The 23500-nt window shown below is 40.7% G+C and carries 24 protein-coding genes; 1 reads left to right on the top strand and 23 read right to left on the bottom strand.

What is annotated here, in order from left to right:
• Nucleotides 1-3: 3 nt before the first annotated feature.
• From IGI54_RS00220 to IGI54_RS00115, 22 genes are all read right to left on the bottom strand, one after another.
• Entirely contained in the window at nucleotides 4-1065 is a 1062-nt protein-coding gene (locus IGI54_RS00220; RefSeq protein ID WP_430620826.1) for a galactitol-1-phosphate 5-dehydrogenase, read from the bottom strand.
• 18 nt (nucleotides 1066-1083) lie between these two features.
• Nucleotides 1084-2505, bottom strand: coding sequence for a PTS galactitol transporter subunit IIC (locus IGI54_RS00215; protein ID WP_430620825.1), 1422 nt, complete (start codon nucleotides 2503-2505; stop codon nucleotides 1084-1086).
• Between the two features lie 74 nt (nucleotides 2506-2579).
• The gene (locus IGI54_RS00210; RefSeq protein ID WP_071863040.1) at nucleotides 2580-2882 is read right to left on the bottom strand and encodes a PTS sugar transporter subunit IIB; all 303 of its coding nucleotides are present in this window, start codon (nucleotides 2880-2882) and stop codon (nucleotides 2580-2582) included.
• A gap of 15 nt (nucleotides 2883-2897) precedes the next feature.
• Nucleotides 2898-3356, bottom strand: a complete 459-nt coding sequence (locus IGI54_RS00205; protein ID WP_071863041.1) for a PTS sugar transporter subunit IIA — start codon at nucleotides 3354-3356, stop codon at nucleotides 2898-2900.
• Between the two features lie 289 nt (nucleotides 3357-3645).
• Nucleotides 3646-5739 carry a BglG family transcription antiterminator gene (locus IGI54_RS00200; RefSeq protein ID WP_216429816.1) on the bottom strand — a complete coding sequence of 698 codons (2094 nt, stop codon included), beginning with the start codon at nucleotides 5737-5739 and terminating at the stop codon, nucleotides 3646-3648.
• Nucleotides 5740-5853: 114 nt separating this feature from the next.
• On the bottom strand, nucleotides 5854-6261 hold the full coding sequence (locus tag IGI54_RS00195; RefSeq protein ID WP_430620824.1) for a hypothetical protein: 408 nt from the start codon (nucleotides 6259-6261) through the stop codon (nucleotides 5854-5856).
• Nucleotides 6262-6488: 227 nt separating this feature from the next.
• Nucleotides 6489-7547, bottom strand: a complete 1059-nt coding sequence (locus IGI54_RS00190) for a zinc-binding dehydrogenase (RefSeq protein WP_430620823.1) — start codon at nucleotides 7545-7547, stop codon at nucleotides 6489-6491.
• Between the two features lie 13 nt (nucleotides 7548-7560).
• Nucleotides 7561-8829, bottom strand: coding sequence for a PTS galactitol transporter subunit IIC (locus IGI54_RS00185; protein ID WP_071863045.1), 1269 nt, complete (start codon nucleotides 8827-8829; stop codon nucleotides 7561-7563).
• A gap of 87 nt (nucleotides 8830-8916) precedes the next feature.
• On the bottom strand, nucleotides 8917-9207 hold the full coding sequence (locus IGI54_RS00180) for a PTS sugar transporter subunit IIB (RefSeq protein WP_071863046.1): 291 nt from the start codon (nucleotides 9205-9207) through the stop codon (nucleotides 8917-8919).
• A 107-nt stretch (nucleotides 9208-9314) separates the two neighbouring features.
• A complete protein-coding gene (locus tag IGI54_RS00175; protein ID WP_430620822.1) occupies nucleotides 9315-9788 on the bottom strand; it encodes a PTS sugar transporter subunit IIA in 474 nt (157 codons plus the stop codon).
• Nucleotides 9788-11863: a BglG family transcription antiterminator gene (locus IGI54_RS00170; protein ID WP_216429819.1), complete on the bottom strand. Its 2076-nt coding sequence runs from the start codon at nucleotides 11861-11863 to the stop codon at nucleotides 9788-9790. Before IGI54_RS00170 ends, IGI54_RS00175 begins: the two co-directional genes overlap by 1 nt.
• A gap of 370 nt (nucleotides 11864-12233) precedes the next feature.
• Nucleotides 12234-13694, bottom strand: coding sequence for an aldehyde dehydrogenase family protein (locus tag IGI54_RS00165; RefSeq protein ID WP_430620821.1), 1461 nt, complete (start codon nucleotides 13692-13694; stop codon nucleotides 12234-12236).
• Nucleotides 13695-13917: 223 nt separating this feature from the next.
• Nucleotides 13918-14271, bottom strand: coding sequence for a PTS glucitol/sorbitol transporter subunit IIA (locus IGI54_RS00160; RefSeq protein ID WP_315306170.1), 354 nt, complete (start codon nucleotides 14269-14271; stop codon nucleotides 13918-13920).
• A 35-nt stretch (nucleotides 14272-14306) separates the two neighbouring features.
• Nucleotides 14307-15305, bottom strand: coding sequence for a PTS glucitol/sorbitol transporter subunit IIB (gene srlE / locus IGI54_RS00155; protein ID WP_071863051.1), 999 nt, complete (start codon nucleotides 15303-15305; stop codon nucleotides 14307-14309).
• A 24-nt stretch (nucleotides 15306-15329) separates the two neighbouring features.
• Nucleotides 15330-15881: a PTS glucitol/sorbitol transporter subunit IIC gene (gene srlA, locus IGI54_RS00150; RefSeq protein WP_071863052.1), complete on the bottom strand. Its 552-nt coding sequence runs from the start codon at nucleotides 15879-15881 to the stop codon at nucleotides 15330-15332.
• A gap of 2 nt (nucleotides 15882-15883) precedes the next feature.
• Nucleotides 15884-16366, bottom strand: coding sequence for a transcriptional regulator GutM (locus tag IGI54_RS00145; RefSeq protein WP_071863053.1), 483 nt, complete (start codon nucleotides 16364-16366; stop codon nucleotides 15884-15886).
• A 2-nt stretch (nucleotides 16367-16368) separates the two neighbouring features.
• The gene (locus IGI54_RS00140; protein ID WP_430620820.1) at nucleotides 16369-18216 is read right to left on the bottom strand and encodes a BglG family transcription antiterminator; all 1848 of its coding nucleotides are present in this window, start codon (nucleotides 18214-18216) and stop codon (nucleotides 16369-16371) included.
• A gap of 21 nt (nucleotides 18217-18237) precedes the next feature.
• Entirely contained in the window at nucleotides 18238-19038 is an 801-nt protein-coding gene (locus IGI54_RS00135; protein WP_430620819.1) for an SDR family oxidoreductase, read from the bottom strand.
• Between the two features lie 165 nt (nucleotides 19039-19203).
• Nucleotides 19204-19725, bottom strand: a complete 522-nt coding sequence (locus tag IGI54_RS00130) for a hypothetical protein (protein ID WP_430620818.1) — start codon at nucleotides 19723-19725, stop codon at nucleotides 19204-19206.
• A 92-nt stretch (nucleotides 19726-19817) separates the two neighbouring features.
• A complete protein-coding gene (locus tag IGI54_RS00125) occupies nucleotides 19818-20225 on the bottom strand; it encodes a DUF4809 family protein (protein WP_430620817.1) in 408 nt (135 codons plus the stop codon).
• A complete protein-coding gene (locus IGI54_RS00120) occupies nucleotides 20218-20895 on the bottom strand; it encodes an HAD family hydrolase (RefSeq protein ID WP_430620816.1) in 678 nt (225 codons plus the stop codon). Before IGI54_RS00120 ends, IGI54_RS00125 begins: the two co-directional genes overlap by 8 nt.
• 518 nt (nucleotides 20896-21413) lie before the next feature.
• On the bottom strand, nucleotides 21414-21986 hold the full coding sequence (locus IGI54_RS00115) for a TMEM175 family protein (RefSeq protein ID WP_071863058.1): 573 nt from the start codon (nucleotides 21984-21986) through the stop codon (nucleotides 21414-21416).
• A 258-nt stretch (nucleotides 21987-22244) separates the two neighbouring features.
• Here IGI54_RS00115 and IGI54_RS00110 point away from each other — a divergent pair, with 258 nt between their 5' ends.
• A complete protein-coding gene (locus tag IGI54_RS00110) occupies nucleotides 22245-22442 on the top strand; it encodes a hypothetical protein (protein WP_430620815.1) in 198 nt (65 codons plus the stop codon).
• 62 nt (nucleotides 22443-22504) lie between these two features.
• Here IGI54_RS00110 and IGI54_RS00105 read toward each other — a convergent pair whose 3' ends face one another.
• On the bottom strand, nucleotides 22505-23323 hold the full coding sequence (locus IGI54_RS00105; RefSeq protein ID WP_071863059.1) for a ZIP family metal transporter: 819 nt from the start codon (nucleotides 23321-23323) through the stop codon (nucleotides 22505-22507).
• Nucleotides 23324-23500: the final 177 nt, after the last annotated feature.

Genomic DNA, 23500 nt, shown 5'->3' with positions numbered 1-23500 from the left:
TCCTTACTCGGGATTGACAGCTACGACAATTTTGTTGTAGGCAACTTCCCGTTTAAACATTTTAGGCAACACATCACTGAGCTCGGCTAATGAAATCTCATTACTCACCATCTCTTTGAATTTAATCCGGCTTTTAGACATTTCCTCTAGCGTCGCTTCCCAAGCACGGCCGGGATACGGCGCTGTGTAAGAATTCCATGAACCGGTGATGGTTAACTCCGCTCGCATAATTCGTTCCGCCTCTTGTTCAGATAAAGGTAAATCTTGGTGAGAAATCCCCACCAATACGATGGTCCCGTGTTTGCGAGTGATTAATAGCGCTTGTTTTTGAGTAAATTTACTGCCGGCCGTTTCGATCACTACATGGACACCAAGACCCGTTTCTTCCTTGATGGCTGCTTCCAAGTCTTGTGTTTGACTATTGATCGTTACATCCGCTCCTAGTTTTTGGGCCAAGGCCAATTTTTCATCAAAAATATCAACGGCGATCACTTTTTTCGCTCCGAATATTTTGGCAATCTGGATGGCGAACTGTCCGATTGGTCCGCAGCCCAGAACGGCTACCGTATCGCCAACTTTCATGTTTGAACGCTGCAAGGCATGCCAACTGATCGTCGCTGGTTCTAACCCAGCCGCAGACAATAGATCTAAATCTTCAGGCATCACTACACAATGCTCTTCCGGAACTTTAACGTATTCCGCGAAGGCGCCGTTGCTGCCGGTACCAATTATGTTATAATTATCACTAAGCCCGTATGATCCTTCTTTTGTATATTCGGAATTAGGATCGGGGATCAATGGTGCGACTGCGATCTTGTCTCCGACTTGAACTTTAGTAATCTGTGATCCTACCCGATCAACGGTTCCACTAAATTCATGTCCTAAAATGAGCGGATACATTCTTGCACCATCTTCTAGGTTTGCGCGGGGCACATCTGAGCCACAGATCCCCGCGTAAGCTACTTTGACTAATACTTCATTTGCCTCAATTTCGGGAATATCCACTTCTTGCACTTCCAACACGCCAGGTTTTACTAACACACTTGCTTTCATCTTTTTTGTCATCGTTCCATCTCCATTTTATTAAGCTACCTTTGTCTTGACTTCTGGTACTTCACCATTATTCTTAGCCGCTGAGCGTTCGATGTAGTCGTAAAAGGCTTCTTTATTTTTGCGGAACAAGAAGTAAACTACAAAGTAAGCAAGGATCGTCAAACCGATCCATAATGGATTTTGACTTAAAAAGGCCAAGAAAATCAGACCAAAGATTGGTTTTCCTAAAATATTGAAACTAGTGACCATCAACGCACCCGCTGGTAAGGTTACACCGACTGTTTGAGCAATTTCCGTAAACATTGGCGCCGTATAAGAGCACATATACAATCCTAAGCTGAACCAAATCACACCATTGATCAACGTCTTGGCGATATTACCGTTGGATAAGCAGACTAACGCTTGAACCATGTAAGGAATCGCTAGCAAATCCACTACCGGTAACGTTTGGTTGCCTGGCAAGATCATTGCGATAAAGACCATGATCGGAATCAATAAGATCCCCGAAATCAAGGTTGCCGGCTCACCATAACCAGTAGCATCATTCACGCCCAGATACCATTCCCGGCCTTCGTTATTGCCCCGTACATTTTTACTAGCCGCCTGTGAAATCGGATTGAAGGCTTGTGAGAAGATCCCCGCTACTTTCGGGAAGATCGCCATCACAGCGCTGGTTGCGATTGCTACTTCAGTAATTTGTCCCCAAGCAGATAATTCAGTCACATTGCTAAGATTTCCTAGAATTCCTAAAAACAACCCTAAGAACAATCCCAGTGAAATCGGTTCGCCCAAGAAGCCTAATTTTTTCTGCAATCCCTGTGGGTTCAACCGAACTTTATGCAGACCAAGCATGTTCCAAATCGGGTCCATCAACATCGCAAAAATTCCGGGCTCGATATTGTGCATCGCAATAATCGTACAATTGGGATAATGATAATAACTGGACCATCTTCTAGCTAACATTTCAGATAACAACAAACTGTACATATTTAGCAAGCACATCAAGCCAACGGCTAAAATCATATTTCTAGTTGCCAGATACACCATTGACCCCCACACCATATAGGAATAATTGTTCCACAAATCCGATGGTTGGAAAACATTGGTCCATTTCACTAAGAACAGTACTGTTTGTAATACCAAGGCGATCACTAGATAAATCATTCCGGCTTCGGTCGAGTAGGCCACTAAAGCTGTCGCCTGCCACCCTACATCGAAGGCTGGTAAATTAATTCCCGTTTGATCGACCATTTGCTGAACGACTTTAGAAATAATCGGGGTGTATGAGTTCAAGATCAATGTGAAGCCCATCAGCCCCACCCCTGCGTACAAGCCGGACAAGAAAGCTTTTTGCGTCTTAACCTTTAACACTTTTGCCACAACAAAAATCATTACCGGAACAAAGACTGCCGATCCAAACGTATCAAACACGCTTTTTAAGGTTTCTAACATCTCATTACTCCTTTTTCGTTTTAATGTCTTTATTTTTGAAAAATCGATTGAACCCTCTTCAAATTAGTGAATGCCTATTTTTCCAATGCCATTAGTACGCCATCTACTTCTTCCAAAAATTCATCTTCGCCGAAACCAGTCAAAAAGCCGATTGCATTCACAACTGGGATGCCATAATCACCGTCAGGTAAAGGGCTCGTATAGGTGATAAAATCAAACTTGCCGGTTTTCGCTAATGATAGTGCCTCATTAGGGTTTGCTTCTGTCGTCGCTACTGCATAGCCCTTCTCCTCCAACGTTTCTCTTAATTTCTCCGCCACCATGGATGACGTCACGGTTCCTGACCCACAAACTGATAAAACATGATAATTTCTCATTTCCATTTCCTCCTTCTAGACACTTTCTAATTCCATTTTTGCAACAATCTCGTACATCTCAGTAGCTGACTTCGCCTTCTCCAATCTCTTTAACGTCTCGACATCTTGAAATAAGCCCATTAATTTACTCAACATTTTCACTTGCCCATCTGGGTCTTCAACCGCCATCAAGATAACCAATGAAACAGGAACCACTTCCGTCGGATCAATCATGGAATGAACAGCAATCGGTTCTTTTAAGGTGGCGATCGCTAAGACCGACTGATGAACATGAATGCGATCCGTATGGGGAATCGCGATTCCATAATCACCCATTTTCAATCCCGTGGGAAAGCCTTTTTCCCTTTCCAGTACCGCTGAAACATAGGTCTCTTTAACATAGCCCAGTTCCTCCATGCGGGTTCCTAGAAAAGTAATCATTTCTTGGTAATCTTGTGGTTTTAACTTGCTAAAAAGCAACTCGCGTTTGATCACTCTATCCCTCCTACTCTATCTCTTTATTGCTTCTTGCTAATCAAAAGATAGCACGGAACCGCTTTCTTTTAAATTTCTTTTGAACTCATTTTTTACTGAACCGATTCCGGAACACTTGGATGACTTGCTGAAAACATTGATTACACAAGCTTTTTAACTCCTATTTTCTATGCAAAAAAGGAGCTGGGACATTAATATAGTCCCAACTCTTTTTACGGATAAACAGTGGTCCAGAAGTAGCTTCTTCGGAAATAAGCCGAACACTTCTGGCCCAACCGCCTAATGGATTCTATTTTTTCTTGCTTTCCTCAATGATTGCTAAAATAGCTTGCTTGTTTTTCGCTTGATCCAATCGTTCAATTATTTTAGGATCGCTGGCGATTTTCAGTAGCTGCATCATTGGTTGGATATGCTGCTTGCGATCAGTCGCGGAAATAACCACCACATAGTAATATCGCTGGTTTTGACTGACAAAGCCTTGAGTAATCTTCGCAAAGCACATACCTAAACTCCGAGCACCATGCTCTGGAACAGTGTGAGGGATGACGATTCGATTTCCTAATAAAATACTTGGCGTTACTTCAGGAAATTGCGCTTCAAGCTGGGCCAAATAGCCTGGTTCAACGATCCCTCGCTCAATTAGATTTTCTGTCGTTAGCCGCAATACCTGGGGCCAATCCAACGCCTCGTCTAAAATCAAGATACTCTCTGCGTTTACGACATCGGCTAAATTCAATTTCATTTCATTGGTCAATACCTCTTGATCCTGAATCTGAAAAATTGAGTTGTAGGAGATCATCAATTCTTTACGAATCTTTTCTTCAATCTCTGTATCCATTGGTAAATGCTTTTTAACAATCGCCAAAATATGATCTGGCTGCAATTTATAGCTGTCGATTTTGTAAATCAATTGAATGACTTCATTTACGATCAACGTCTTATTCATACTGGAAAGATCATTCCCTACTACGATTACGGGAAGCTGGGTCTCTAAAGGATTCGTCGAAAAAATCAGTTGGACATCTAATTCTCGTTCCTTTTCATAAAACTCTCTAATCGAAAAAGAGCTGACAAAATGAATCATCGGAAACCAATTATCTAGGGTGTTTTCCAATAATTTCGAGCTGATGATGCCATTGGGACAAACGACCGCCGCCTTGACCACCGTATTATCCAAATTAATGGGCTTCTCCTTTTGCATGTAGGCTCCGATAAACATCGTAATTAAATAAATCTCGTCATTCGGAATCCGTTCTTCAAAAAATTCTTCCAAGGGAGCAATGGAAGACTTTACGATAAAGAACAGCGGGTCCAGTTGATGCTTAACCATATCCGTGATCGTATAATCCGAAGTCAAACCATAACGGATCCGATAATAGGCCGGAGTCAAATGTAGTGCTAGATTCTCAATCAGCTGTGTCTTATCGTTTAATTGGATGATCGTATTCTTTTCTAAAACCGTAATAAAAGCTTCAATCTGCTTCCGTAAAGCATCTGTATTAAGAGAGAAAGTATTACTTAAGTCAGTGATCTTTAGAGAAAGCATATACAAACATAAGTAAAGATGCTCCGTATACGATTTAGGCAGTTTCTTTTGACCTGCCAGTACTTTAACGATCGCAGCATATTCGTTGGTATCCATGATTTCCTTCGCTAAAAGTCCAAAACGCTGCTCAATGTAATGTCGGTTTTGAACTCGCCGATTCAGTAAGACCAAAAAATAAGGAGCTGTTTGGATACGATTATCTGTGTATTGTACATGTAGCTCAGCCTCGACTTGTTGTAAGACATCCCGCTGATGATTCACCTCTACTGAAGCAATCGATAAGTACTTTTCAAAAATTACCCGATTATAGATAGACTCCATCACCTGATCCGTCACTCCTAAGATCAGTCCACGAATAATTTCTTCATTTCCACGGAAATAATAGCCTTCCTTTCGAGAATAATCAATCGTCAGTTTGTATTTTCTTAATTGCTGCTTCAACTTTTTGATGTCAGAAATAATCGTATTCTTACTCACTTCCAAACTCTCTGAAAAATGGTAAAGAGAAAGATAGTCCGCTGAAAAAATCAATAGTAAAATAACTAGTAAGCGATGCTCCTCATCCAAATAACTAGTCTCATCTGCCTTCAGCTGACTTTCATTATTCATGATTCCGGAAAAGGCATCCACAACCTTTGTATCGACAATAAAGCTGCCATTCCGTGATCGAATAATTGGCGGGTATTGATTCCCACGGAGGTATTCATTGATTTTCTTCACTGCATAATCCAATTGATTCCGGGTCAAAGCATACTTTTCTAAGAGTTCCTTTGAAGATATCTTTACGGTTGAGGCCACCGCTTGTAAAATTTGTACACTGCGATTATCTAACTCCATTGGCTATCCTCCTATCCAATTTTTCTTTTAGTCTAGCTTGAATGTTAAGAATAGTAAACGGTTTCTTTTTTGCTCAAATGCTTAAAATAACGATGTTTTGTTATTTTTAAAGATTTACGGAACGGTCCCATAATACCTTATTTCTCGATAAATTTTTTGAATGATTGCTGTTTTCCAATTACGAAACACTGGCTGCTTGCTAAAAATGTGTAGCAGTAACAACGCCCATTCTGCCAAGGAAAAATACTCTCGAAAATAGTAAAAATAGCGTTTCATACTGCTTGTGGGTGCATCTATATAAAGTGTACGAATCAATTCGCGACACGGGGTCTTAAGCGCTTCTGTCCCTAATTGGTCACGAATCTGCAATACACGAACCAGCTTGATCACGCAGTTTTTATTTTTGCTGACCTGGTAATACAACGTAATTCTTTTTTCCAACGTTTGGGGCTTTAAGCTAAATAACTGCTTCGCTGTAAATGGATGTTCCTGCATAGTCGTCACCGCCTTTTTTCTCTTCATTAGTATTAACGAAAGTTTTCAGGCAAATGCGTACCTTTTTTATTTTTTTAAACGTTCAAAAATAACTTTTGATTTATTTGGTCGATACTTGTACCGAAAAAAATTGCAACAAAAAAGGAACTGGGACATTCATTTGTCTCAGCTCCTATTCACGTATAAACAGTGGAACAGAAGTAGCTTCTTCGGAAATAAGTTGAACACTTCTGTCCCAATCTCTTTCCTTACTTTTAAAATTCTCCCGGATTCGACTCAATCATGACTTTGATCTCGTTGCCTTCCATCACTTTATCAAAGGCTGTCCGCCATTCTTCCAATGGGTATTTTTTCGTAATCATCTCATCGATATTAATCGCACCTTTAGCCAATAAATGAATCGCGATCGGCCAATCATAAGGATTTTGTGAGCGGCTGCCAATATATTGGATCTCACGTTGAATGATCGACTCCGTATCAAGATCCACCATTTTGTTGGCAAAAAGTCCGACTTGTACGAATTGACCTTGCTTCCGAATCAACGGCAGGCTGGCGTTAACGGCCGGCACGGCACCTGAAGCATCATAAACTTTATCGACGCCGTAGCCATCGGTCACTTCGTTGACCATCGCTGCTAAATCTTCCTTCATTGTATCCACAATGATATCCGCACCGAGTTTCTTTGCCAATTCCAAACGATGGGCATCTTTTGTGATCCCAGTCATAATAACGAAGGCACCGATTTCCTTGGCGATCTGCAGTAAGAACAAGCCAATTGGTCCAGGCCCCATGATAATGATCGTATCTCGTAATTCCAAGTGACTCTTCTGATACATCGCATGGACACAGCAAGCCAAGGGTTCACTCATAGCCGCACCTTCAAAACTTAAATGATCCGGTAAAAGATGGATACTTTCTTCGCGAGCTAAGACATAATTTGCCATACTGCCATTTTGCTGCGTACCAATTCCTTTACGATGAGGACATAAATTGTATTGTTTTTCTTTACAGTAATCACATTCGCCACAGACATAGAACGTTGTTTCGCTAGTTACTCGATCGCCTACTTTGACTTTTGTGACCTTTTCTCCGACTTCAACGACTTCACCAGAAAATTCATGACCTAAGACAACCGGTGTCGTTGGATTTTTATATTCACCTTTAAAGGTATGGATGTCTGACCCACAGATACCGGTATACGCGACTTTGATTAGTACTTTGTCGTCTGCTGCCTCTGGTACTGGTAAGTCGATAAATTCCATTTGGTCATAACCGGGCGCTTGTTTCGAGACGCCCTTCATCATTTTACTCATTTCAATAAGCCCCCTACATTACTTGTGCAACTAATTCTGAGAATTTCAAGAAGATCCATTTTAAGAAGTTTCCGCCGGTATCTAAGTTAGTGATTTCAGCAGCGCCTTCTGGGAATTTGACGATTCCTTGAGCCATTTCCGTAATAACTGGCGCAAAGTTCGTTGCCATCAATAACGCTGCTGCCATAACGACGGTCAATGAAATAACTGAGTGTAAAATATTTCCCTTACGACTTGGCACCACCAACGCTGCGAAGAATGGAATTGTTGCTAAGTCACCAAAAGGTAAGACACGGTTTCCTGGTAAAATGACCGCTAAGAATAAAGTGATCGGTACCATCAACAGACCTGTAGATAAGGCCGCCGGGGAACCTGTTGCTAAAGCGGCATCCATTCCTAGATAGATTTCGCGATCGCCGTAACGACTTTGTAGCAGTTTTTGCGCGCCTTCTTGGATCGGAATCAAACCTTCCATCAAGATTTTAACCATCCGTGGCATTAAGAACATCACACCACCCATGTTCATTCCGATTTGCAGAATGCCAATCAGATCGTAGCCCCCTAATAAACCTAAGAACATCCCGATAATAATCCCCATGATCATCGGTTCGCCGAAAATACCAAAGCGTTTTTGAATCGTTTCTGGTTTTACATCTAATTTATTGATACCAGGGATTTTATCTACTAACCAACCAACTGGTAATGCTAAAATGGCGTATCCTTGCGCTGATCCAGTCGTGATACTGATCCCTTCTAAACCATAATATTCTTGGACTTTTGGTGCGGTTTTGTCAGCGATGATTTGGATGATGATCGTAAACAAGATCCCGCACAGGATGCCAAAGAAAAAACTTTTTGTTACAATATAACCAGTTGCTGCCACAGAACTAACATGCCAGTAGTTCCAGATATCGATATTTAATGTTTTGGTCCGGTTCAACGCCAACATAATTAAATTCACGATTAAAATCACTGGAATCATCACAGCCGCGATTGGTTGCGCCCAAGTCCCGGCTGAGACTGCTGGCCAGCCAGCATCAATGATCGTTAGATTCAAACCGAATCGTTCAACCATCGCCTGCGCAGCGGGACCAACATTGGTGGTCAAGACGGTAATGACCAAGTTGATCCCGATCATTCCAATCCCTACTGTAATCCCCGAAATAATTGCTTTTTTGACTGACACTCTAAAAATGAGTCCAACGATAAAAATAATGATCGGCAACATCACACTGGGTCCGGCACCTAAAATACTCTGTACCACATCCATTAAACCATCCATACATTTTTCCTCCTATGCTATAAATTAATTTTTTTGAACCTGTTTTTAGGCCGCAATTTCCCACGTTAAACGTGAGAAATTACTCATTTATTGAATGGCCTTTGCGGCTTCAATAATTTGTGCTTCCACTTTATCCGCACCGATTCCTGTCAAAAACGCCATCGCCTTGATTGCTGGAATCTTATACTCAGTCGGCAACATCGTCGTTGAGATCAACATGTCTGCTTCATCTTGTTTAGAGGCTGCTTCGGAAATTTTGATCTGCATAATTTCCACTGGCATTTGATTTCTAGCAAATAGATCCTCGACTTTTTTCATTACCACCGTTGATGTTGCAATTCCTGCTCCACAAGCTACTAATACGCGAATTTTTTTCATGATAAATATCTCCTTTTTCTTTTTGTTATTTAGTTAACTGCGAAAAGTTGGACTGAAATACCTTTTCTTTTTAATGTATTTTTCTTTCAGTTAAAAAAGTGGTTCAACTATAACTGTTTTTTTTCGATGATCGTGATTAATTCAGTTTCTGTTGTTGCCAATAATAGCTCTGCTAAAACGGCTTCATTTTGTAAAAGTCCCATCAAAGATTGCAACATTTCCAGTTGCGCATGGGGTTGATTTAGTCCTAAGACAAAGACGATCTGTGCTTTGACTTGTTGATTATTGTCCTCCATGCTGTAAAAACTCACTGGGTCTTGCAAGGTAATCACCGCAACGAATTCTTCTAAGATGCACTCGGCATCTGTATGTGGAATCGCCGCACCAAAATTCACTAACTGAATTCCGGTTGGAAAAGTCGCTTCTCGTTTTTTAATTCGTTCTAAAAAGTCTTCCCGCACCCAACCAAGATCTGAAGCTTTGGCAGCAATCTGCTCAAATAGCTCATCTCGGGAAGAAAAATTTTCCTGTGTGAAAACCAATGGTGCCTTCACATACGAACTTAGTGTCGTTTCTCCCATCATTTCGCCCTCCAATAGTCATCGTTGAATTTCTTCAACGCTTTACGAATGTCTTCCTTTGTTTTTGCCTCTTCCATAGCTACCAACTGTTCTTCTCCTGCCAGGCTCATCATTTCAAAAATCAAATCTAAATGCTCCTCCTTATCATTCGAAGCTAGCAAGATTACCGTATGAATTTTTCCGCCATCTTCAGTTGGTATGCCTTTTTTTACAATCCCTAAACTGATTCCGACACCGATTGCCCCCGCTTCTGATACCGTATGAGGCAAGGCTATTTTATTTCTTAAAACCGTATACGGCGGCAACGACGGCATTTCTTTTTTCAGTGCTTGGATATAATCTTCTGTAATGATTTGCTGGCGCTCCAGCGGTATAGCCAACGCATCTAAGACGTCGCTCCAGCTGATAGCCTCTTCAAAAATTTGGATCGTTTCTCCTTTTAACAGGTCAATCAAATGTGGCCGCTTCTTTTCTAAAATCTTCGACTCTTTCGGTGCGAATAAATCCAATAGCTCTTCGTAAAAACTTGCTTCGTCGATAATCTCAGCATGTTTCTTTACCACCGCTAAAATCTTTTCTGGCGTCACAATCTCGGATTGGACAATTGCTGTAGAACGTAAGACCCGTTCTCTTAGTTGGCGCTTTTCTTGTTCAGATAAAAAGTTACTAACTACAAAGACTTTTTTCTCTGTCTTTAGCGGTACTGCCGAAAAAATAAATTCCGTTTCATGCTCTGTACGATAAAATTCCCGTGCTGACATGGTTGCGACAAAATCAATTTCCGGCAATAGATTTTTCAACGTATTCTCCAACAAGACCGCGATTGAGATACCATTCGGACACACGATAATCGCTCGTTTACGATTTTCTGGATGAATGATCTCACTGCTTTCTACGATATGACTGCCGATAAACAAGGAAATGAAAAATAATTCGGTATCCGGAATCGGTTGCTCAAAAAATCGTTCCAACGGACCACTGGCTTCTTTCACTAGATAAAAGAGTGAAAAAAGATTGGCATCCTTGTTCTCCTGATAAAACTTCGTTTGCAGATTCAAATGATACTTGATTCGATAGTAGGCCGGCCGCATGTGGACCAGCAGACGATCTAACAGTTTTTCTTTGTCTTCCAAACTCACACCGGCGATTTTTTCAAAATTAGCGATGACGCCTTCCAGTGCTTCCTTCATTTTATTGATCTCTTTAACGGAAAGGATATCGCCTCGCGACAAGTTCGTCGTTAGCAGCAGCATTGTCAGGTAGACGCGCTCATTTTCACTTAAGCCATCGACATCCCAAATCACGCGATCCGCTGCTAAATATTCCTTCGTATCGGTCAGTTCGCGATAATTGATCTTAAAGCTGTAAGAAATCAATTTCCCTCGCTGTGCCCGCCGAATCATCAATATAATCAATAATGGCAAGGTCTTTAAGCGTTCATCCGTAAACTGAACTTCCAGTTCTTCCTCAACCAGTTCTACCCGTTTGTTAAAGGTCTGAATCTGCTGGGCATCTATGTTGGCAAACTGAATAATCAACTGGATTCCATTATAGGTCGTCGCTAAATTGTTCAATAAGTCCGACAGTAAATTGCGTTTGTTCCACTCATCACCATGAATGAAATAGCCTTTCTGACGGGTGTATTTCAAATCAAGCTCATAGCCCTGAATCGCTTGCGTCACTTCCTTTAAATCTCGTAGAACTGTGTTACGGCTGACTTTCAATTCATCAATGAAATGATTCAAAGATAGATAATCTTCTTTACTCAGTAACATCAGCTGGATCAAAGCTGCGCGTTCTTTACTTGAAAAGACATAATCCTCTGTCGCCTCCCCTAACGCCTCATCACCACCCTTATAGATTGAAAGAATTTCATTAGCAATTAGAAAATGACCATTTTTCGTACGCTTAATCTCACTCAGCTTCTCATCCAACAACGAATCATTGATTTTCTTCAAGGCGTAATTCAATTGGCCTCGCGTCAAATCAAATTTTTTACATAACATCTTGCTAGTAATCTGGGGGTTGTTGATCAGCTCAACAAAAATTTGATTGGTTCGTTCTTCTAAATTCATTGTCATCCCTCTTTACATCCTCAATTTAAACTAAAAACGCTTACATTGGTAGCTTCTTTGTTCCCAAATAATTCAGTGTTTTTTATGCAACTTGATACTGATTAATACAATTTTTCACAAAAAAAAAGAAGCAAGCTTCAAAAACATTTGAATACTAGTAAAAATCAAACATTGCATTCTGGTTTTTCACTAATTATTATGCAACTTGGTACTGTAATTCTTCACTCATTTTAACAGGAGTCCCATTATTTGTCTGTTCTTTATGTAAGTAAGACTTTACTGTTTTTTTTTAGTAATCTTGGCTATTACATAAAAAAAGAGCACGAAAGAACCAATAAATCGTTCTTTTGTCCCCTTAGTTTTACATTCTTTAAAATGGATACTGGCCTTTTCCTGATTTCGTCGTCACCCATTGAACCCGAGTAAATTCTTCTAAGACCCACTGCCCATTGAAGCGTCCGATCCCAGAATTTTTTTCTCCACCAAAAGGTGCGTTGGGTTGATCATCCACGGTCAAGCCGTTGATATGACACATCCCTGCCTCGATCCGATTAGCCACTGTTCTTCCTTTGTCTAAATCCTTCGTGAACAATGCACTAGATAAGCCGTATTCTGTATCATTGGCAGCTTTGATCGCAGCCTCCGTATCTTTGACTTTCAAAATTGGCAGAACTGGACCAAAAATTTCTTCGTGGAAAATTTCTAACGCCGCATCTTCTGATACTAATACAAAAGGTTCCACTAATTGCTCATTGATCTTTCCTTCGACTAAAAATTTAGCACCAGCTTGCTGTGCTGTTTGAATGATTTTTTGAATCTGATCTGTTTGCTTTTGATTAATAATTGGTCCAACGATTGTACTTTCCTCTGCAGGATTTCCCGTGACTAACGCCTTGACTCGCGCTACTACTTTTTGAACAAATTCATCAAAGACTGCATCAACCACAATTGCTCGATTGGCAGCCATGCAAATTTGGCCTGAATGCATGAATTTACTTACGACTAATGCATGAGCGGCCTCTTCAAGATCTGCGTCTTCCAATACAATAAACGGCGAGTTCCCGCCTAATTCCAAAGCAACCTGTTTGATTCTTTCACCACTCATGGCCTGACTGGCAATGTTTTTACCGACTGGCGTTGAACCCGTGAAGGAAATAAAACCAGGAATCGGATGACCGACGAAATAGTCCCCGATTTCACTACCGCTGCCGACAGTTACATTGACCAAACCTTTCGGAACACCGGCTTCTTCAAAAATTCTAGCTGGCAGCAGTCCACCAGTTACCGGGCTGTCACTAGCTGGCTTGATCACCACACCATTTCCCGCAGCTAGCGCAGGCGCTAAGGAACGCATCGTCAAGTGAAAGGGAAAATTCCATGGACTAATGATCCCGATTACCCCAACGGGACGATGGGTCACAAAACTTTCCTCTCCTGGCGTATTGGTAGGTAAAAGCTGGCCTTCTAATCGCATCGGAAAGCTGGCAGCTTCCTCGGTGATCCCTTTTGCTAAACTGACCTCCAGCCCGGACTTAATCTTCGTGGCGCCACCTTCTTTGATCAGCCACTCAATGATTTCAGCCTGCTGCTCCTCGATTAGTGCCGCCGCTTTTTCCATGACCGTGCTGCGCTCTTGCGGTGTTTTAGCCATCCATTCTTTTTGTGCTTTTTGAGCCGCTTGATAGGCTGCATCAACATCTTCCGAGTTCGCACCTTGGATCTTCAGAATCGTTTCTTGTGTGTAGGGATTCTGATCTTTATTTACATGCTCTGAGTCATTCCCTCGTTGCCAAACTCCGCCAATAAACTGATTTTCGAATCGTTTTTCCATATTCTCCACCTCTCTATCCTTTCATCATAGAATACGCTTTCAACAAAAGGCAAAAAATAGGCTCAAAAAAAGAGACACCCTCGCGTCTCCTCTTGTTTCTTAATGAAAATCCTAATGTTAACTAAGTCTTACACTGCTGATAATTTTCTTTCATAGCACTCCGCCTTAAAAGATAAGATAAAATCTGATTGAATGGATCAAACGTTTCAAAGAAGGCTATCATTTATTGAATGCCAATCCTCGTTCCAATTTGGATTGTTGGCATTGTCTTTTCTTCTACATAGAGTGTCCCTGGCAGTTCTGCTAATGTCGAACCATCAAAGCGCAACGTAATATGCCCTAAATCATCAAGGTTTTTCTTAACGACATCTCCCACCGCCGTAATCTCAAAAACTTGATCGTCAAAGAAAAAATTCATCCCTGGAAGGATTTCCCCAGTCGACGGAATCAAGTCGATATTGTAACAGTAATCGGCTAATGTATCCGGCGCTTCATCTCCAAAGAAAATCAACATTCCTTCTGCCTGAAACATCTCCGCTTCGGGTCCAATTTTTGTCACTTGTGTCTCATAAATCATTTTCATCTCTCCCAACGACTGCATTTCTTTCTATTTTAACTATACATCCCGAAACTTGCCAACCATGCTACAATCACGCGTGGAACACCATTTAAGAACCGTGAATACAATACAGACGGAACGCCAACCTCTACGGTTTCCGCTTCCGCTTCCTCTAGTCCTAATCCAACCGGGATAAAGTCCGCCGCATTTTGAGTATTGATAGCAAACAATGCCGGCAAGGCAAGTTGCGGAGGAATGTTTCCTTTACCGATTTCCACACCGATTAAGGTCCCTAAGATTTGACTGATAACCGCGCCAGGCCCCAACAATGGCGACAAGAATGGCAAGGAACAGATAAAGCCGATGATCACTAAACCAACAATATTACCAGCAAGAGGTTTCATCATGTTGGCGAAAACTGTTCCGATTCCAGAGCCTTGAATGATCCCAATCAGTAAGGATACAAAGGCCATAAATGGAATCACGGTATTGATCATGGTTTGGACACCTTCACGAGCTGACTGATTGAAGGTCGCTACAACTTTCCCTGCACCCATACCGATCTTAGCGATAAAACTTTGCTGTTCGGCACGTTGTTCGGTAATTTTTTTATCTGTAGAATATTTGTACTTCTTTTCTTCCGTCGGTGCAGCCGTTGCACTGAAAGTAGTTTCATTCTCATCTGCTAAGGTGATTTGGTCCGCGCCAACAGCCGAAACATAGATTTCTTCGGTAATATATTGCGCCAAAGGACCACTTTTTCCGGTGGGAACAATATTAATTGTCGGAATATTTTTTTTCGGATAGATACCGCAACGTAATGTACCGCCACAATCAATGATCGCTAAAGCGATTTCATTATCAGGGATAGAGGTTTTGAAGCCATTGACCGGCTCCATACCTGTCAATTCAGCGATCTTATCAACGATTGCCGGCTTTTCTCCACCACCCGTCACATAAATAAATTTATGTTTTTCTTCGGTCGGTGTGATGATTAACGGTCCACCGAATCCACCATTCCCTTTTACAACTTTGATACTTTTATAGGTCATTTTTTCGCCCTCCAAATTTTCGAATTAGTCTACCATTTTGACTGTTTTGCTCAATTCTACCCCTTGCTGCTTGCAGACAAATGCGGTGGTAAAATCGGTGATCCAACCGCCAATAAAGTTCATCACTAATCCCACTAACATGTAACGAATTGCCAGCTCCATCGAGTTCAACCCCAATGCGGTAATTCCTTGAGCAATCCCCATCCAAACAAACAACTCCCCTGGATTGATATGAGGAAATACACCGTTACTTGTATGACAAAACTGAGCCAAAGAAGCATAGTAGCTTGGTTTGTAGTATTCAGGAATAAAGCGGCCCATCGTAAATGACATCGGATTTCCTAACATGAAAGCTGAAATGAACGGCAAAACCAAATAACGAGTCAATGGATTTTTTGAAGACGCCTTCGCAACCTTCGTCACTCGATCTTCACCCAAGAAGGCAATTAACGTATTCATCGCCACCATTAAAAGTAATACGACAGGAACGATCCCCGTCATCCAGCTGATAAATGTTTCTGCACCTGTTTGGAAAAGCCCCATAAAGCCTTCCGCAAATTTAATAAGAAATTCCATTTTTAAACACTTCCTTTAGAAAATTTTGTTTGAATCGATTGTTTAAGCATTGAGAGGTGAAGCCCCACATTCATCACTGGCGATACAGGCTTCGTATCTTGATAATTGCCTTTTTCCACTTCTAAATAGATTTTTTTCGCATTCAAAGCAGCCTGTCTTGTCAATCTGTTCTCCTTCTCAAACACCGGATGCTGTTCGTTTAACTCACGGATATTCAAACCGACAAATTGTTTTTTCGGCTTAAAACGAGCTAGGATCGTAATACCCTGCATCATTTCCGCTTCATCGATTAGGCCCATTTGATTAACTGAAAACATCAAAATTGTTCCTGACGTCAGCTTTCCAGGTCGACGGCCAATCGCCACCTTGCCTTTTTTTCGTAAGCGAGCATAGACCATACTGAAATTTTTAATTTGTTTTAATCCTAAACATGTTTGGATAATATAAGCGGCAATTGCAATGATTCCTAAAAATAGAATGTTCACCTTTAAACCTCTCCTTCCATCAACAATCGTGTATAGTCTTCTTTTGAAGCAATAACCTTTACTTGTTCTCTTAAACGAGGGTTTGAGGAAATAGTAAAAATCGTATCATAAAAACTTAATAATTCGTCTTCCGTTTCCAATGTTAATTCAGCAGGTATAGCCACTAAAAAGACTAGTTCAATCTCTTCGATGGAGGTCTGTTGCTGGTAGGAGCCGATTGTGACGATGATTTGATCACTTTGCGTATTGATGCCATGAGGAAAAGCGATGCCGTTTTCAATCACGGCCGATTCCTCTTGAGCTTTTCTCAAAATATAATTTTTGAATGCATCATTGGCTAAGGACTTTTGTTGTAATTGCATCAACATTTGAGACAGATTCTCCTCATAAGACTTTTCCGCATCCAGTCGTTCAAAGGTAAGGTGGATCGTATCAAAAGATGCGGCTTTAGAGGCTATTATTCTCTTCCACTCACTCAACAGCCAATAATCATTGAACAGATCCGTCAGCTTGATAAGGGTCGTCGGTACCTCCGTCTCTTTTAAAGGGATCGTAGTAAAAATTGCAAAATACCGATCCAAGTCCTTCGTTCGGTATTCATCCTCTGAGTAGTGGGCTATTTGGACATTTGGCCCCAATACATTGGCAAGCTGTCGTTTAATCATTAAAGCAGTTCCTTTTCCGGTGTTGCAAACGACCGCAATTTCTTTTGTCGAATCACTTTTTTCGACCTTTAGTGCCAATTCAAAATAAATTGCCAAATAAGAAACCTCAGTAGCAGGTTTTGGTTTTCCTAAGAAATCTGCCAGCGCCTGGATACCAATATCCGCTAACTCATATGAAAAAGCATGTTTGTTTTTAAAATCCGAACCAAAAATATCATAAGTCTTCACATGAAACAGAATTCGATTAATCAGGAACATAAAATGCGCATGTAAATTATTAAATAATTCCGATTCATCGACTGTGATAATTACGGCTTCGTGGATCTTTCGCATCATCAGCTTAAACATTTTCTGAACGACTTCATGGTCGCCTTTGTTTTCTGCTACCATATTGTTATTGAAAATATTTAAAGGAAAACAAAGGAAATCAAATTCCGCCTGACTAAGGGTCACACTGTAGTCTTCCTCTAAGGCAATTCGCAGCTCCTCTAATAGCGGATCCTCCGAAAAATAATTGACATAAAAAGGAATTCGTTCAAGCAACAACGCTCCTTGACGTATCCGGTCCAATGTTAGAACAATCACTTTCTTTAGCAAGCCGGCAGTTCTAAAATCCAATTTTTTCGCTAAGCAAATTTTTTGAATCAGGGCAAGACTACTTTCAAATAACGGTTGATTCTCTAAATAGTCGTAGGCATGATAAAGGTATACAAGCCTTAGATTTTCCTCTTTTCCATGAATGATCAATCCCTTATTCGGCGTGCCAATCAACGCAATCTCAAAAGCTGCCAATACATGCTTTAAATTTCTTAGATCCTTGTTCACTGTAGAACGGCTGACATCCAACAGTTCAGAGAGATCATCGATCATGATATGCTCCGTCTGATTAATAAAGCAGTTGATTAGGACCGCCATCCGTTTAGAACTAGAATTAAAGTCCATCTGTTGCTTCAAACTTCCATCCATCACTTCATCAAACTGTGTGGGATCAATCACTTTTAATTGATAAAAACCTCCTATATCAACAATTTTCAATACATGTTCCAGTTGTTCATTCAATAATTGAATCGTCTTTTTCACCGTTTGGGTGCTAGTGTCGGTGACTTGTTTCAAGTCTTCTAAACTTAGGCGATCATGCGTAATAAAATGTTGCAATACTTGGTACCAACGATTGACTAATGCCATCTTATTACCACCCGCTTTCAATTAACCTCTTGTTTTACCACCTGCAACATTTGTCGTTACTCCTGTTATATAGCTTGCACGATCAGATAAATAATAGCATACCAAATCAGCGACTTCCTTTAGCTTTCCGCTTCTTCCCAATGGAATCGTAGTTGTTTTACTGTAGTTTTTACGTAATTCATCAATCGTTATGTTTCGAGTATAAGCTAGGGCTGTTTCATATTCGATCGTCCGTAGACCTGTCTCTTCCATGATTCCAGGTGCGATACCTACAACACGAACCCCATGTCTGCCTAGCTCCTTCGCCCAAGAGCGTGTATAGCTATTCACTGCTGCCTTGGTCGCTGCGTAAGGACTTTGCCCTTCCGAACCCTCGACACCACTTTCAGAAGACATATTGATAATTACTCCGCGTTTGTTTTTCACCATTATTCTAGCAACTGCTTGGGTCATTAGAAAGAGTCCTTTTTGATTAATTTCGAAAATTTTGTCGAAAACCCCATCCGATAATTCAAACTTTCCATGTGGCATTTGCTCATCCACTAATAATCTTGGAACATTGATTCCTGCATTGTTAACTAACCCATCAACTGTCCCGAATAATTCATTGACCGCCGCAACATTTGCCTCTACCTGTTTTCGTGAAGAAATATCTGTTTGGAAAAAATATAGATTTTCATGGGTTTTCTCGCCGTCTTTGATATCAAAATTAGCGACTTGCGCACCTACCGCTAATAATTCGTCCACAATACTGGCACCTATTCCAGATGATCCCCCAGTAACAATTACTTTTTTGTCTTCTATACCTAACCAATCTGTCATATCTGTTTTCCTCCTCATTGATACAAGATGAGTATAAAGCGCTTTCTAAAAATAATTAATAGCATCTTTTTTTTTAACTTCAAAAAAAAAATACACTAATTTCTAAATTCAAAAAACTACCCAAAAGCAAATGAATGCCTCAAGGTAGTCTGATAAGTTATTTTTTTAATCCAACCTTTTAACCGGACTCAGCTCCATTCGATATGGCGGATTGACTGTTGCATCCTCTAGCTGAAGACCCTCAGCCGAGCGTTTGACTGTAAGAGTATAGTCATTCATCACATTTTCGCTGAAATTTCCATTGATGTGGTATTTGACTGTCGTATCATCAATAACTTGATAGTTAGCAAAGTTTTCTGTATCCCAACGCTGCTCTTTTGAACCACGAAACATAGTGGTTCTAATTTTTGAATCTGGTTTAAAGGTAAAAATGTAAGACTCATTATTCCAAGAATAACTCAACAATAAAGTGGCTAAATCCTGCTGAGGATCAAACTTGACCGGATTTTCTTCCATATAGGTGCGATTTAAGTAATCGTCTTTAGTCGATTCTGCTTGATCCTCTGCAATTATTTTGCGAACCTCCGCCGGATCATTGGAAGTCACGGTGATTGCGGCTGGCTCTTTTACTCCGGAACAGCCTGTCAAAAAAAACATTCCCAGTCCGATCAATAGTCTTCGTTTCATTGTTTCTCCCCGTTCGTTTATTCCTTAATCATAACAAAGAAGTGACTCCTCAAAATGAAAATAAAATAAAAAAATCCTAGATTTTCTAGGATTTACTCTGCTGCTAGTTTAATTTCATAAGGTTCTATTTTAAAAAGCTGAACTAAAATCTGATTGACTTGATCAAACAATTCTTCGTCATCTTCAAATCGCTGCTTTGTTTGAATTCGCTGAGTCCCAGCTTGATAAACCATTTGATCACCTAAATATTGTGGCTTGACCACAGCCGTTCCTTTTTGAAAAACAAGCTCTTCTTCCCCGATCCCAACTGGAACAGCGGTCTCTCGCCAACCATTTTTCTGAGCCAATACTTGAACAAGCGAGGGAACATCAAAATGATCTAACATTGCAGACCGACGATCTTCGAAATGAATTGTCAAAGACTCCGTATTTTGCAATCCGCAGGCATTACAGCCACCTTCAATTAAAAAAACTTTACTTGTAATTGCTGCTTTAAGCATCTATTTCACGCACCTTCTGATAAATCTCGTTTAATTTTGGCTGATCCAAATCAACAAATGACGTTACAACAACATCCGCAAAAGCTAGATCTTGTTTAGGAAACGCTGGATTGGCGAAGCCCACACAAACCATTCCCGCATTGCGCACCGCGCCTGTACCGTTTTTTGTATCCTCGATTCCCAGACAGTTTTTAGGATCAACCGCGATTCGCTCCGCCGCTGCTAAATAAACATCAGGAGCTGGTTTTGAGTGTTTGACCTCCTCGGTACTGACCACTTCTGAAAAATAATCCGCTAAACCGATTTCTAGCAAATTCTCCTTAATCTCCGCTAATGAAGACGAAGAAGCTACTGCTAGCTTTAAGCCAGACTCATGCAGTCTTTTGACAAAACTTTGGACATGAGGAATCACCCGAACGCCATCACGCTCAATCATTGCCCTACGCCGAGCGGTCATTTCAGCCACATATTCTGGTACCGACAACGGCAAATCGAACGCCTGCTTCATTTGCGCCCACATATATTCGCTCGTAGTGCCCATAAATTGAAAATGGTAACTCTCCTCAACTGGATGCCCCGCTTCAGCTAAAATCGCTGATTTACTTTGGAAATAAGTGTACTCTGAATCAACTAACACGCCGTCCATATCAAAAATGATTGCTTCTAACATAAATACCCTCCATCAAAAACCTTTGCTTAAACTCTATCACACAATTAAACGTTAATGTAGCTTTTTTAGCGGCAGATCTAAAGGAAAACATAACGGACAGCAAATTCAGTTAAAGCCTAAAGAAAAACTCGCAGCCGACTCCGTTTAAAAAGAAGAATCAATTTTTGAGAAAATTGATTCCCATCTTCGTCGGCATATCATCATGCTAAACAGCCCTACTCTTAATAGTAAAATCATCAATTTTAGTTCTCAAACTACAAGTCCTGCAAAAAGCATAACTGACACTAATTCACTTCAGGGAGTCAATTTTTTCAAAACAAAAAATTGATTCCATTCTCATTTCGCATACGATTTTTCTAACCTGCTGGCCATCACTCGTTAAAAGTAGATAAATTACTTTCAGAATTTATCTTTCGTTTTCGATGACATACCATTTTTCTAATTATGCTAAAGCATAATTAGAAAAACTGGCAAAGCAGGAAGAAAAACTCGCAAAAAAAGTCTGCAACTTGTGCAGACTACAGGATTTTTTCGATAGCTTTTTCTGGGATGAACCACATTAATAGGATCAGTACATTCACGATCAAGACCATGATCGGCGCGATCAATTTTCCTAAAATTAACGCTAAGAGGGCTAATCCAATCGATAAATACGATTTAGGATAATGCTTGAACAACTGGCCGATCTTTGAATCTTCACCATTCGCTCGTACCAGCGCCCGCACTAATAAATAATAGGCGATATCCGTTCCCAAAGTAATCATTCCATACAACGCTTGAGGTGCCCAATCAAATGGATAATCCCCGACCCAAGCGGTCACATAAGGAAACAACGTCATCATTAAAATCAAAAAATTATTCGCCCACAGTACCCAACCATCGACCTTTCGCACCAACTGAAAAAGATGATGATGATTGTTCCAATAAATCGCCAGACTAACAAAACTAATCAAATAAACGATGAATTTATGCTCCATATTCAAGAAAGCGGACCAATTAGGTGAATTCGGTTCATGTAATTCTAACACTAGCAGCGTCATAATAATTGCAATGACTGCATCGGTAAAAGCTTCAATTCGTGATTTTGGCATTTTTTCTAACCCCTAACTCGCTGCATTTATTACTAACAAAAAATAAGTTTTTCGTTATCGTTTCTATTAAACAAAAAATCGACCAAAATATCAAGAATAACGCCATCATATCCAGCTAGTTATCAGCTAGCTCTCATTAATTGAAAGAATACAACAAGTAAAAGTTTAGCCATAAATACGTCTTAAGTTGGACGAAAGTCAAATTTTTTTTTGCTACACTAGGTTTATGATAAAACAAATGGAAAGAAGGAATTAAAAATGATGAAAGAATATCATATGGTTGTGCGTATTTTAGCTGTTATCGGCTTTTTCCTAGTTGCTAGTTTGATTTTGAGTATTGTTGTTCCAGTTATTTCCAGCTTGATCGGTTTATTCTTTAGAATCGCGATTCCGTTGGCGATCGCGTATTTCCTAGTCAACTGGTTGACTAAACGTCGGGATCGCAGAACCTACTAATAAAATTTGATCTAAAAAAGAGGACTTTTCTAGCAACGAAAAGTCCTCTTTTTATTTTTTCACTACCCTAGTGCCACGTCTAAAATCATCATAATAATAAAACCCAACATCGCGCCAAAAACGCCAAAATGATGCTTGCTGTCTGTCGTCGCCTGAGCCTCTGGAATTAATTCTTCCACGACGACATAGATCATCGCTCCTGCAGCAAACGACAGCGCATAAGGCAAGATCGGCTGAACACTAGTAACCAGCAAAGCTCCGATAACGGCCGCAATAGGCTCAACGATTCCCGATGCTTGACCATACACGAAGGATTTTGTCCGACTCAATCCCTCTTGTCTTAGGGGGATCGAAACGGCCGCACCTTCTGGAAAGTTTTGGATACCGATTCCCAGTGAGACCGAGATTGCTGCTAAGACTGCAACAGTGGGATTGGCAGCTTCACTAGCTGCACCGAAAGCGACCCCTACCGCTAACCCTTCAGGTATATTATGTAGTGTGATGGAAAAGACTAATAAAATTGTCCGTTTTAAATGACTGGGTAAGCCTTCCCGTTCTTTATTTGGGCCAAAGTGCATATGGGGAATCAGCTTATCGGCGATATAAAGGAACACACCGCCTAAGCCAAAACCGATACTGACAACTAGCCACGGAATCGAACCATTTTCCTCCGCCGCAGCGATCGCTGGATCTAATAAGGACCAAAAGCTGGCGGCGATCATGACCCCCGAAGCAAAGCCTAACATGAGATTCAATACATTGCGATTGATATTTTTGAAGAAGAAAACCATTGCCGCACCTAAGGCAGTCATCCCCCAAGTAAATATTGTTCCAACTAAAGCTTGCTGCCAGGCAGCAAGGCTTAGTAGCCATTCCGTCATAGAAACCTCCCATAAAATTTTTATTTATGTAACTGACTTCGTAAAAGTAACGCAGATCCAAAGAATTGTGTCAGTAGTTATCGCTAATTTTAATATTTGTCATAATAATATCATGTTTTAGGCATGCCCGTATACTTTCAAAAGACACTTTCTTTGCCGGTTTTTTTTAGACGCGGT

Origin of the sequence: Enterococcus sp. DIV0800 (assembly GCF_050559735.1) — a bacterium.
Classification (GTDB): Bacteria; Bacillota; Bacilli; order Lactobacillales; family Enterococcaceae; genus Enterococcus_A; species Enterococcus_A devriesei.
This window is presented reverse-complemented; position numbering and strand designations above follow the sequence as displayed.